At 47.3% G+C, this 12,713-nt stretch carries 11 protein-coding genes and 1 pseudogene; 6 read left to right on the top strand and 6 right to left on the bottom strand.

What is annotated here, in order from left to right:
* Positions 1-47: 47 nt before the first annotated feature.
* Positions 48-1,418 (top strand): annotated as a pseudogene (locus tag H6F51_24450) (glycosyl hydrolase family 57).
* A 24-nt stretch (positions 1,419-1,442) separates the two neighbouring features.
* Here the strand turns inward: H6F51_24450 and H6F51_24445 are convergent.
* On the bottom strand, positions 1,443-1,931 hold the full coding sequence (locus H6F51_24445; protein ID MBD1825623.1) for a crossover junction endodeoxyribonuclease RuvC: 489 nt from the start codon (positions 1,929-1,931) through the stop codon (positions 1,443-1,445).
* A 50-nt stretch (positions 1,932-1,981) separates the two neighbouring features.
* Here H6F51_24445 and H6F51_24440 point away from each other — a divergent pair, with 50 nt between their 5' ends.
* Positions 1,982-2,635 carry an endonuclease III gene (locus H6F51_24440; protein MBD1825622.1) on the top strand — a complete coding sequence of 218 codons (654 nt, stop codon included), beginning with the start codon at positions 1,982-1,984 and terminating at the stop codon, positions 2,633-2,635.
* Here H6F51_24440 and H6F51_24435 read toward each other — a convergent pair.
* From H6F51_24435 to H6F51_24420, 4 genes are read right to left on the bottom strand one after another with little or no spacing between them, the layout of a single operon-like run.
* Positions 2,632-3,354, bottom strand: coding sequence for a biotin--[acetyl-CoA-carboxylase] ligase (locus tag H6F51_24435; protein MBD1825621.1), 723 nt, complete (start codon positions 3,352-3,354; stop codon positions 2,632-2,634). The genes H6F51_24440 and H6F51_24435 overlap by 4 nt on opposite strands.
* Positions 3,329-4,099, bottom strand: a complete 771-nt coding sequence (locus H6F51_24430) for an ABC transporter ATP-binding protein (protein MBD1825620.1) — start codon at positions 4,097-4,099, stop codon at positions 3,329-3,331. The genes H6F51_24435 and H6F51_24430 overlap by 26 nt, the downstream gene beginning before the upstream one ends.
* 23 nt (positions 4,100-4,122) lie before the next feature.
* A complete protein-coding gene (locus tag H6F51_24425; protein MBD1825619.1) occupies positions 4,123-4,971 on the bottom strand; it encodes an ABC transporter permease in 849 nt (282 codons plus the stop codon).
* Positions 4,972-4,974: 3 nt separating this feature from the next.
* Positions 4,975-6,036 carry an ABC transporter substrate-binding protein gene (locus H6F51_24420; GenBank protein ID MBD1825618.1) on the bottom strand — a complete coding sequence of 354 codons (1,062 nt, stop codon included), beginning with the start codon at positions 6,034-6,036 and terminating at the stop codon, positions 4,975-4,977.
* A gap of 660 nt (positions 6,037-6,696) precedes the next feature.
* Here H6F51_24420 and H6F51_24415 point away from each other — a divergent pair.
* From H6F51_24415 to uca, 4 genes are read left to right on the top strand one after another with little or no spacing between them, the layout of a single operon-like run.
* Entirely contained in the window at positions 6,697-7,425 is a 729-nt protein-coding gene (locus H6F51_24415; GenBank protein MBD1825617.1) for an urea carboxylase-associated family protein, read from the top strand.
* A 35-nt stretch (positions 7,426-7,460) separates the two neighbouring features.
* Positions 7,461-8,102, top strand: a complete 642-nt coding sequence (locus H6F51_24410; GenBank protein MBD1825616.1) for an urea carboxylase-associated family protein — start codon at positions 7,461-7,463, stop codon at positions 8,100-8,102.
* Between the two features lie 54 nt (positions 8,103-8,156).
* The gene (locus tag H6F51_24405; GenBank protein ID MBD1825615.1) at positions 8,157-8,339 is read left to right on the top strand and encodes a hypothetical protein; all 183 of its coding nucleotides are present in this window, start codon (positions 8,157-8,159) and stop codon (positions 8,337-8,339) included.
* Positions 8,340-8,346: 7 nt separating this feature from the next.
* Positions 8,347-11,952 (top strand): urea carboxylase, encoded by a 3,606-nt coding sequence (gene uca, locus H6F51_24400; GenBank protein MBD1825614.1) that lies wholly within the window; start codon positions 8,347-8,349, stop codon positions 11,950-11,952.
* A gap of 10 nt (positions 11,953-11,962) precedes the next feature.
* Here the strand turns inward: uca and H6F51_24395 are convergent, their stop codons facing one another.
* The gene (locus H6F51_24395) at positions 11,963-12,664 is read right to left on the bottom strand and encodes a hypothetical protein (GenBank protein ID MBD1825613.1); all 702 of its coding nucleotides are present in this window, start codon (positions 12,662-12,664) and stop codon (positions 11,963-11,965) included.
* Positions 12,665-12,713 lie beyond the last annotated feature (49 nt).

The raw sequence follows: 12,713 nt of genomic DNA, 5'->3' as shown, positions 1-12,713 counted from the left end.
TCGCTTCACTGCCTCACATTTCTGGCACTCTGCCGGCTCCCTCGGCTGATCCCGTCTTTCTTGCCACTACGAATTTAAGATTAGACGCGATCAGGGCTGCGTTTGCCTGTGCCCTGCATATGCACCAACCGACAATCCCCGCAGGTCACAACGGGGCATTGATCAGCAATCTACAACAGATGTTCGAGCATCCGAACGAGGGAGATAATCACAATGCTAGTGTGTTTGCCTGGTGCTACGGTCGCATGGGTGAATTTATCCCGGAGTTGGTGGCTCAAGGCTGCAATCCTCGAATTATGCTCGATTATTCTGGGAATTTGCTCTGGGGACTTCAGCAGATGGGACGCGAGGATATTCTCAATAACCTGAAGCGGATTACGTGCGATCGACAGTTCCAGCCTTATGTGGAATGGCTCGGTACAATGTGGAGCCATGCGGTTGTTCCATCTACACCGATTCCTGATTTGAAGCTGCATATACAAGCATGGCGGCATTATTTTGCTTCGATTTTCGGAGTTGATGCGCTGCAACGAGTTCGAGGATTTTCGCCGCCAGAAATGCACTTGCCGAATCATCCGGATACGCTGTTTGAGTACATTAAAGCGCTGAAAGAGTGCGGTTATCGCTGGCTTTTGGTGCAGGAACATTCCGTAGAGCAGCTAGATGGTTCAGGCTTAACTCAGGATCAAAAGTACATTCCAAATCAATTAGTAGCACGTAATTCTAACGGTGAAACCATTTCAATCACGGCATTGATTAAAACTCAAGGCTCGGATACAAAGTTAGTGGCACAAATGCAGCCTTATTTTGAGGCGAAAACACGATCGAAACAATCGATCAGCAATACTGTGATTCCCTCGATCGTGTCTCAGATCGCAGACGGGGAAAATGGCGGAGTGATGATGAATGAGTATCCTCGCGACTTGTTCAGGATCTATCACGACATCCGGAATGCAGGAAACAACACTTCGGGAGTAGTGGCGATCAATGGAACAGAGTATCTAGAACTGATTGAAGCGGCTGGAGTTCGGGAGGATGACTATCCGAAAGTTCAAGCGATTCAACAGCATAAAATTTGGCAAAGCGTTGATCAGGTCACTCCTGAAGCGGTTGAGCAAGCAATCGCACATTTAAAGCAATCGGACGATCGCTTTCACATTGATGGTGCATCCTGGACGAACGATCTCAGTTGGGTCAAAGGATACGAGAATGTTTTAGAGCCAATGATTGAACTGAGTGCATTGTTTCACCAAAAGTTTGATTCGGAAGATCCAACCGTAGCCGCACGAGCGGACTATCAAGAAGCATTGTTGTACAACTTACTGCTGCAGACCAGTTGTTTTCGATACTGGGGTCAAGGCACTTGGACAGACTACGCTCGTGAACTGTATCAACGGGGTAAGGCAATTTTGAGTTAGAACCGGAGCGATCGCCATTGCTTTCTACTTCACGTTTGCGCGTGCGCCGGATTGCGCGGCATAGGCGATCGCTAATCCATCGGCTGCATCATCAGGTTTTGGTGGCTCTGACAGTCCAAAGATCATCATCACGGCTTGCTGAATCTCTGATTTTTGCGCCCCATATTTTGCAACAGAAGCTTTTACCTGTGATTGGTGCAAAAAGATCGGCTCAGATAACCCACATTCACCCAGCGCTAATTCGATTACACCTAATGCCCGCAGAACTTTATTCGCGCTTGTCATTTCGCGGCTAAAGAAAGGCATTTCTAAGGCAACAACATCAGGCTTTAGAATTTGGCAAAGCTCACAAACATCATCGTGAATCTGCTTCAAGCGATCGTAGATTGAAGACTTTGCAGGAGTCACAATCACACCATAATCTAAAACCGTGTCGTCCTGGATGGCTCCATATCCGATCGTTGCGATCGCCGGATCGATGCCTAAAATAATTTTTCCCTGTAACGTTAGCATTTGTATTAGCGCTATCTTTAGACTTTCATAATACACTCGAACTATCGAATATGGCGAAACTTCCATTTGATATTGATATCGTGCTGGATAGAGCCCGCGAAGCTGTTGAGACACTTCCCAAAGCTGCAATGTTTGAACTCTACGAAGCGGGTTACACTTCTTTGTTTGAGCAATTAATTAGCTGCTTAATTTCGGTTCGCACCTACGATGAAGTGAGCTTACCTGTTTCACGTCGATTGTTTGAACGCGCTCGGACACCGAATCAGATTGCACAACTCACCCCAGAAGAAATTGAAACGCTGATTCGAGAGTGTACCTATCCAGAGCAAAAAGCACGGCAAATTCATGCGATCGCGAATCAAATCGTCAACGATTATGCAGGTGAACTTCCAGCCGATTTAGAGGTGCTATTAAGCTTTAAGGGAATTGGAGTGAAATGCGCTCACCTAGCCTTGGGAATCGCCTGCAAGCAGCCATACATCAGCGTCGATACTCATGTGCATCGGATTACAAATCGTTGGGGATACGTCGAAGCGAAAACACCAGAGAAAACCACGATCGCACTTTCAGCAAAACTTCCGCAACGCTACTGGATCGAAATTAATCAAGTATTAGTCCCGTTTGGGAAACACATTTGCACCGGGAAGCGTCCTCATTGTTCCCAGTGCCCTGTTTTAGATTGGTGCGAACAGAGAATTGATTAATCGATCGACAAAACCCGCCCCGATCGATAAGCCCTAATCCCCTCAGCAAGTTGAATTAACAATCGCCCTTGCTCATCAATCCCAGCACCTACTCCAGTCAATTGCTCATTTACAGCATCGAACACGATCGTTTTTCTCTGTAGAATGTCTCGCGCTTGAATCTCCGGCAGTAATTCCACAAGAGAGCGATTGCATAGTTGCAGCAAACAATATCGTAATTGCTCTAACAGTGCTTGCAAATCTGGCACATACGCTGAAATTTCTTGTAAGCTAATTGCCCCATCCACAGGCACAGCCTCACAATTAATTCCAATTCCTACAACAACCTGAGCTTGCTCTGCTTGAATCCGCGATTCACACAGCACACCCGCAAGCTTTCGATCTTCTGCAAATACGTCATTTGTCCACTTCAAACCCAGCGTACCGTGCAAATTCGGCAACAAAGTTTCGATCGCATCAATTGTCGCAAGTCCCGCAATCAAACTCAACCCCGCGAGTTGCGCGATCGGCAAATTCAGCACAAAACTCGCAGTTAATGCACCCGACGAAGACACCCAAGCACGATCAAACTGTCCCCGTCCTGCGGTCTGATTGCGGGTAAACACCACATCTCCGTGCTGCAATTGAGAAAGCTGATCTAGTGTCCACGAATTGGTACTTTCGCAGCTTTCTAGCTCAATCAACCATTGTTTGTCAGGCTGCGATCGCTTCTTGTCCATGCTTGCGTAACAAATCCATAAGTTCATCTCGATAGTCGTGAAACGTAGAATGTCGCTTCACCGAAGCTGCTCGTTCTGGTAAATTAATGTTCATCACCTTGCGAACCGTTCCCGGACGCGCACTCAGAGCAAAAATTCGGTTCGAGAGAAACACTGCTTCTTCGACATCGTGAGTAATCATAAAGATTGTAATCCCTGTGCGCTGCCATAGATCAATCATAAAGTCGTGCATCGACTCTTTGGTATGGATGTCCAAAGCTCCAAACGGTTCATCCATCAGCAGAATTTTCGGTTCCGAAGCAAGAGCACGAGCGATCGCAACTCGCTGCTTCATCCCACCGGATAGCTCTTTCGGCAACGCCTTACCAAACTGTGATAGGCCCACAACATTCAGATAGTAGCCAGCTTGCTCTCGACGATCTTTTTTCGGCACGCCTTGCAGCTTTAAACCAAACTCTGCATTTTCTTGCACCGTCATCCACGGATACAGCGTGTAATGCTGGAAAACCATGCCGCGATCGGGTCCTGGCCCTGTAACTCTTTTGCCTTCGATCCGCACTTCGCCGATCGTCGGTGTATCCAATCCTGCAATCTGACGCAGCAGTGTTGATTTACCTGACCCCGATGCACCGACCGCGCAAACAAATTCGCCTTGCTCGATCTCGATATCAATATCTTTCAGAACAACGAGCGTTCCATTGCTGGTGGAAAAATGCTTGCTGAGATTGTTAATTTGCAAAAACATTGGTGAGGTCTCCAGAGTGAAGGTTATCGTTTTTGGCTTGCCCATTTGCAAGTGACACGCAACAGATACTGAAACAGTAAGTCAAATGTTAGACCAATGACTCCAATCACAATTAGTCCAGCAAAAATTTCATCGGTTCTGAGAAAGCGTCCTGCTACACTAATTCGCCGTCCTAAACCTTCTGTCGCTGCAATCAATTCAGACACAATGACAAGCTGCCAAGCTGCTGCTAAGTTAATCCGACAAGCATCCAAAATTCCCGGAAGGACGTGCGGCAAAATGACTTGAGTTAATGCGGCTCGACGATTGCCACCGAGCATATAGGTTGCTTCGATCAAATCCTTCGGCACAAACTTCACGGTGTCCATCACCATTAGGGAGTTAAAGAAGAACGTTCCAAGGAAAATTAGTGTAATCTTTGGCTCTTCATCCACTCCCTGATAGAGAATCAACAGTGGGATAAATGCGGGTGCTGGCATGTAGCGCACTAATCCGAACAAGGGTTCCAACAAAGCTCGAATGCTTGGAAAGCTACCCATCAGTATGCCAACCGGGATAGATAACAATGCCGCAAATAGAAACCCTACTCCGACCCGCCACAAGCTTGCAACGGTATCTTTCAGCAGTTCACGAGTGCTCCACAGTCGCCCGAATGCCTCTAGCACTTTTGCAGGTGAAGGGAGAAACTTTGAATCAATGTTGCCGAAAGTTGTGACTGCCCACCAGAGCAAGAGCGGAAGCGCGATCGACAGAACGGTTAAAGTCGTATACAAAGGTTTCGGAATGTCTTCTGCTAAACGCCAAAACACCGTCGGCTTCATCGGTTTAGGCTTCATCAGAGACTGAATCGATCGGGGAGTCGAGTTTTGCATAACTTAAGCTGCTTTGGCTACTTTTTGGTTCTGAGCGTGGGCTTTAACAAAGCGATCGTCAAACAATAGCATCGTGTTTGGTTTATTTTTCGCCAGTCCAACATCCATTAGGAATTTGCTCATTTCATTGGCTGCATGAAGCAGCGAAGTCATGTCGTTTCCAGGCTGAAAGGCTTTCAGGTTCTCTTCGAGCGTAAATAAACGAGTGCCATCGGCGTATTCTTTGTATTCGTCGATCGACACTCCCGCCCGTTTCGCCATAATTTCATAAGCTTTCGCTTGATTATTTTTGATGTAGTCGAGCGTTGAAAACCAAGTATCCACTAAAGCTTGCACTTGATCCGGATGCTCATACAGAAACTTGCGATTGACAACTAAGTGATCCGAAATTGCGCCCGGAAAATCTTTGGAGCTGAAGAGTTCTTTGCTGTTTGAGCGCTTCAATGCTTGAGTCGTAAAGGGTGCGAAAACGGCACAGGCATCGACTTGTCCGCCAACAAATGCGGCGGCAGCTTTCCCAGTTTCAAGTGGCACGAATTGAATATCTTGAGGCGAAAGTCCCGCTTTTCTCAAGCCCAATAACAACAAGAAATGATCGACCGTTCCTTCTTCGGCTGCAACTCTTTTTCCTTTGAGATCTGCAACCGTGTTGATGCCTTCTCGAACAATAACTTTGTCGTTTCCGGTTGAATTATCGTTCACCAACACAATGACTTGATCTGCACCACCCGCGATCGAATTCACCGTATCTCCGAGCGTTTGACTATTGGCATCAATTTGTCCTGCTGTGAGCGTGCTAATCGATTCCAAATAGCCATCAAACCACTTGAGATCAGCATTAGCAGATTTAGTTTTAAAGATGCCTTGTTGCTGTGCAACTTCCCAGGGAAACCAACCGGGCCAAGCGCTAAAGCCGAGTCGAATCGTGTTAGCGGTTGTCGTGGCTGCAACTGCTTCTGTTTCTGTCGTCGTCCGAATATAAGTGGCAGGATTTGTGCAACCAACTGCTAGAAATACAGCCATTAAAAACAGCAGACAGGAAGTCACGATCGTTTTCGCTTTCATAAGCAAATCCTGGGTCAAGGTTCTGGGAAATAGAGCGGTCAAGGTTAGCGACAAACGATCGAGTTTCTAATAGAAAAGCCCAGAAGAAACCTCACAGTCTTTTGCATCGACTGAAAGTTCCTCCCGGGCTTTTCTCCCGCCGTGTAGCCAACATTTTTTGGTTAGCCTGCTTCTCTCGGACCAGACATTCAAGGAATCGGAACCCTAGAAGCAAATTAAATACTAGAACTGCAATCGCACACTACTGTGAGTAGATTGGTTCGACTTTACAGTAACAACTGATTTACAAGCAGTTTGTATCAATCATTACTATTTATGATTTAGACAGAAACTTTTTAAGCTTTCACAACTTTCCAAAGAACGAGAATTCATAAATCAAAAAATTGAGTGCGATCGCTTGACTTCTTAATATGAAGTGATAGACTAACGGAGAGTTAAGCAACTTAACGATTCAGAACTCAAACGCAAATTGAATAGGAGTAAGCTTCTAGGGTTCCGGTTCACTGAATGCCTGGTCCAAGAGAAGCAGCCGAAACGATCATTCGGTCACACGGCGGGACAAAAGCCCGGGAGAACCATACAGATTCCTGTCTTGGTATCTCCTGGGCTTTGCCGTTTTGGGTCGATCGCACTTAACCGTTCATTTTCTGGAGAATTTTTATGGTGCAGACCATTGCTAAGACTTCACAAATCGATCCCAGCCTGATTTTGCTCGATGAAAAGCTCCCCGGTGGCGCGTACTGGCATTTTGTAATTAAGCGTGGAAATACGCTCCGCATCACCGATTTGGAAGGTTCTCAGGGAGTTTCGCTGATTTGCTACAACGCGGATAGCCCGATCGAACGCTTGAATGTTGCCGACACTTCGAAAATCCAGTTCAATGCGTTTCTGCAAAAAGGCAAGCTACTCTATTCTGATATGGGTCGAGTGCTGTTCTCGATGACCGAAGATACAGCCGGCTATCATGACTTGATCTGCGGATGTAGCAATGCTGCTAGCAACTTGGCAAAATACGGCGAAGGAGATTACAACAACTCGCGCAACAACTTCCTCAAAGCGCTCGGCAAGTGGGGTCTGACTCGGAAGGACTTGATGCCGAACGTGAATCTCTTTAGTCGCGTTGCAGTCGCTCCCAATGGTGATTTGAACTATGTCGAGGGCATTGAAAAGCCAGGAAGCTTCGTTGATTTGCGGGCGGAGATGAATGTATTGGTCGTGGTGTCGAACTGTCCTCATGTGATGCACCCAAGCACTGAATACAAGCCGAAACCCATTCAACTCACAATTTGGAAATCCGCGGCTCCAGCGGCAGATGATTTGTGTCGGACTTCTTGCCCGGAAGCGGTGCGTGCCTTCCAGAACACCGATGCTTTGTTTGCTCAAGCTTAGATTGCTCAGAACATAGATATTTTGGAGAACTCACAATGGTTTCTACTCTGCAAACGAAACTTGATCCAGCAACTGCGATCTACGATGAGACTGTTCCTGCGCGTCAGCCTTGGTCACGAATCTTGAAGAAAGGTCAAACGCTGCGAATTGTTGACTTGATGGGCAACCAGGCAGTTGATACTTTGTTTTACAATGCTCACGATGTTTCTGAACGCTACAGCGCTCCGGATACAGTGGTTCGTCAGGGCAACATCTTCATCACTACGGGGACTCAGTTGATCTCCAACGAAGGAAATGTGATGGCGACGATTACCGATGATGAGTGTGGCAAGCATGACACGATCGGCGGTGCTTGCAGCATGGAAAGCAACTCAGTGCGCTATGGGCTGCACAAGAAACATCTTCATGCCTGTGTTGAGAACTATTTGCTGGAACTCAGCAAGTATGAAATGAACAAGCGTGATTTAGTCAGCAACGTCAATTTCTACATGAATGTTCCAGTCAGTGAAGATGGACGTTTGGAAATTGTTGACGGCATTTCTGAAGCTGGCAAAATTGTTGAACTGCGAGCAGAAATGGATTTGATGGTTTTGATTTCTAACTGTCCCCAAGTCAACAATCCTTGTAATGCTTACAATCCAACTCCGATTCGGCTAATTATTTGGGACGCTGCTTAAGGAGAAAGGGCGATTTGCATCACTGCACAAATCGCCCTTTATGGCAAAGAACTTATGAAAATTCCATTGCTTTCTGCCTGTGTTGCACTCTTTGCAACCGCAATTACCTGGCGCGGGATTTGGGTACTCGCAGATGCTTATCTCTATCCTAACAATCCAGCACTCAGCGCTTTATGGTCTTTTGTCTTGGGACTGTTTAGTTTTCTAGTGCTAAAGCTCGTGATCAAACATCGGTAGTCTTTCTATGTTCAACAAAGTTCTGATTGCTAATCGAGGCGAAATTGCTTGTCGAGTGATTCGGACGCTCGATCGCTTAAATATTCCTTCGGTTGCAGTCTACTCGGATGCAGATGCTCATGCTCAGCACGCCTCAATGGCGACGGAAGCCGTTCATATTGGCGCGGCTCCGGTGGCAGAGAGCTATCTGAAGTACGATCGCATTCTCGAAGTCGCGAAACAAACGGGTGCAGATGCGATTCATCCGGGTTATGGCTTCTTGAGCGAGAATGCTGAGTTTGCCGAAGCTTGTGAAACCGCAGGAATTGCGTTTATTGGTCCGACTCCAGAGCAGTTGCGGCAGTTCGGGTTGAAGCATACGGCGCGGGAAATTGCTCAACAGAATCAAGTGCCGATGCTGTCGGGGAGTTCTTTGCTTGAGAGTTTAGAGCAGGCACGAGAAGTGGCGAGTACGATCGGTTATCCGGTGATGCTCAAGAGTACCGCAGGGGGCGGTGGCATCGGGATGCAGGTGTGCATGAGTGAAGCAGAACTATCCGATGCGTATGAGAAAGTTCAGCGCTTGAGTCAATCTAACTTCAAGCAAAGCGGAATTTTCCTAGAAAAATACATTCAAACTGCAAGACATATTGAAGTTCAGATCTTTGGGGATGGCACCGGGAATGTAATTGCGCTAGGTGAGCGGGACTGTTCCACGCAGCGACGCAATCAGAAAGTGATTGAAGAAACGCCCGCACCAGGAGTTTCTGATGAGTTGAGACAGGGATTGATTGACGCGGCGATTCGACTTGGGAAAGCAGTGAACTATCGATCGGCGGGAACTGTCGAATATGTGTTTGATGTCGAAGCACAACAGTTCTATTTTCTAGAAGTCAACACTCGCTTGCAGGTTGAACATGGTGTCACGGAAGAAGTTAGCGACGTTGATCTCGTTGAATGGATGATCCAAGTGGCAGCAGGTGAGACCGAGTTTATCAAAGCTTATCAGCATCGTCCGCAAGGTCATTCGATTCAGGTGCGAGTGTATGCAGAAGATGCGAACAAGAACTTTCAGCCGAGTTCTGGATTGTTAAATGCTGTCGAGTTTCCGGATTCGGTTCGCATTGATGCTTGGATTGAAGCGGGGACTGAGGTAACACCGTTTTATGATCCGCTTCTGGCAAAAGTGATTGTTCGTAGTGACGATCGCACCTCCGCGATCGCAGCCCTTCAATCTGCCTTAGAGCAATCAACGATCGCAGGCATCGAAACGAACTTAGACTATCTGAAGCAGGTGGTTGCTGCTCCCACGTTCCAAGCTGGAACGATCAGCACAAGGTTTCTCAACTCATTCGAGTACAAGCCAAGAACGATCGACATTCTAGAGCCTGGAACTTACACCACAGTTCAAGACTATCCAGGACGGTTGGGATATTGGGATATTGGTGTGCCACCGTCGGGGCCAATGGATCATTTTGCCTTCAGAGTGGCAAACCGAATTGTGGGGAACCCTGAATCTGCGGCAGGTTTGGAATGTACGGCAACAGGTCCAACGCTGCGATTTAACTGTGATACAACGATCGCGCTTACAGGCGCAACCATGAAGGCAACTCTGAACGGGCAACCTGTTGAATTTTGGACAGCCATTGAAGTCAAAGCAGGGAGCACCCTGAAGCTTAAAGCAATTCAAGGCGATGGATATCGAACTTACATCGCTGTTCAGAATGGTTTGGATGTGCCAGAGTATCTGGGCAGTCGATCGACCTTTACGCTGGGGAAATTTGGCGGACATGCAGGACGAACTCTCAGAACCGGGGACGTTCTACGCATTGAGAAACCCACAAGCGAACTTTCAGCCCAACACTGTTCATCTGAGTTAGTTCAACAGTACAAAGAACAATGCTCGACTCAATGGAATATCGGAGTGATGTATGGTCCGCATGGTGCGCCGGACTTCTTCACACCCGAAGACATTGATATGTTCTTCTCAACCGATTGGACAATCCACCACAACTCCGCTCGAACAGGAATTCGTCTCATCGGACCGAAACCGAAATGGGCGCGAACCGATGGCGGTGAAGCAGGATTACATCCGTCGAACATTCACGATAATGCTTATGCGATCGGCACCGTTGACTTTACAGGTGATATGCCGATCATCCTTGCCCATGATGGACCCAGTTTAGGAGGATTCGTTTGTCCAGCAACGATCGTACAGTCTGAACTCTGGAAAATTGGACAGTTAAAACCAGGGGATAGCGTTCGGTTTTATCGGTTAAGCGCGACGGAAGCCCGCGATCGGGAACTTGCTCAGGATAGCGCGATCGCAACACTCACTCCGTTACCTAAATCTGCACCGCTGCAAGTTACAGAACATTCCCCGATTCTGGATCGGATTTTTGATGCGGATCAAATTCCCGTAACCTATCGTCAAGCTGGAGATAAGTATCTTCTCGTTGAATATGGCGATCTGGTACTGGATCTGAACTTACGATTCTGTGTTCATGCCTTAGTTCAATGGCTGCAAGAGAACCATATTCCGGGCATTATTGATCTCACACCGGGAATTCGATCGCTTCAAATTCACTACGATAGTCGCACTCTTCCCGTTCAAGAACTGATTGCAATTCTGACTAAAGCTGAATCAGAACTTCCGAACATTGATACGATCGAAGTCCCGACTCGCATTGTTTATCTACCACTTTCTTGGAATGATGAATCGACCCAGTTAGCCATTCAGAAATATATGCAGTCGGTGCGACCCGATGCGCCTTGGTGTCCAAGTAACATCGAATTCATTCGCCGCATTAATGGCTTAGATAGCATCGAGCAAGTCAAAGACATTGTGTTTAATGCAAGCTATCTAGTTTTAGGATTAGGAGATGTGTATCTCGGTGCACCTGTTGCTACACCGCTTGATCCACGGCATCGTCTCGTCACCACGAAGTACAATCCTGCTCGCACTTGGACACCAGAAAATGCAGTCGGGATTGGTGGGGCTTATATGTGCATCTATGGCATGGAAGGTCCGGGTGGCTATCAATTTGTAGGACGCACCGTACCAATTTGGAACCGTTACAAGCAAACAGAGGACTTTACACAGCCTTGGTTATTGCGGTTCTTTGATCAGATTCGATACTATCCGGTTTCAGCAGAACAATTGCTACGCGATCGAGAAGCTTTAATTCAAGGCAAACTGAAGCTCAGAATCGAAGAAGAAACCTTTAGTTTGAGAAAATACAATGAGTTTCTCAAATCGAATGCGGATGAGATTGCTGCATTTAGAGGGAAACAACGTGCCGCATTCCAAGCAGAGCGCGATCGCTGGGAAGCGGCCGGAGAATTTACCCGCCAAGAAACCCTCGAAGAAGCACAAGCTGATCAGGAAGAAACACCTGAGATTGTTCTGCCTCCAGATAGTGAAGCCGTCGTTGCTCATGTTTCTGCAAATGTCTGGCAAGTCTTGGTCAAGCCAGGAGATGTAGTTGCAGAAGGCGATCGCTTAGTAATTTTAGAAGCAATGAAAATGGAAATTGCAGTGACCGCAGACGAAGCAGGAACCATTACAGAACTTTACTGCGTTCAGGGGCAGACGGTTTCCGCAGGTCAGGTTCTACTCGCTATCCGGTCATGAGGAACCTTTGCTAACCAGAAAATTTCTTCCATTGCGGCGGCGGCGGCGTTAGAAACTCATATACGCCTGCCGCGGTTCCTGTTGCTGTCACCACAATGTCAAAGGACAAAGACATCCGCAATTCCTCTGTCTCATTCATTGTCACTGCATGACGCTGTTTCGCTGGAAAGATCAGTAGCCGTCCCTCTACGGGTGGATAAGCGGCATAAAGCTGATTCAGATAGTTATCTGAATCGACAATATCCGTATTCTCGCTTCCCAGTCCCGGACAAACTTCATTCACTCGCGCATCATTGAAGAAGACTAAACTTCCTGGATCGCCCATTTCGTCAGTCGGCACCTGAATATAGTAAACCGCACTAATATGAGCCGTATTGTGGGAATGAGCGCCGATTTCTTGTTCACTGCGCGAGACAATGGGCCACGCTCTTTGGATGTACAGATCCACTTTGCTCAAATCCACGCCGATGTCTTGTAGATAAGCGGCGACGTGCTGCTCGACTTGTTTCACAATCCATTCAAAAGCGGGATGAGTATGAATCTGATTAACGCCGTGAATGTCTCCTGTCCAAGCCATCTCCGGATAGTTCCGGGGTTCGATTGCTTCTTTCTCTAGCTGTAGTACCGCCTTGATCAAACTTTGTTGATGTTTCGCGGCATCTGGCAAGTCCTCATAATAAATCGCTAGAGGAAACCAAGTCTCGATCGGCATTCGCTATCCTTCTAATCCTTCGCCCGATCGAGTGTAGCAGTTGTCTCGG

The organism is Cyanobacteria bacterium FACHB-DQ100 (assembly GCA_014695195.1).
Taxonomy (GTDB): Bacteria; Cyanobacteriota; Cyanobacteriia; order Leptolyngbyales; family Leptolyngbyaceae; genus Leptolyngbya.
Note: the sequence above shows the minus strand (reverse complement) of the source record. Positions and strands in the feature narration are given on the sequence as shown.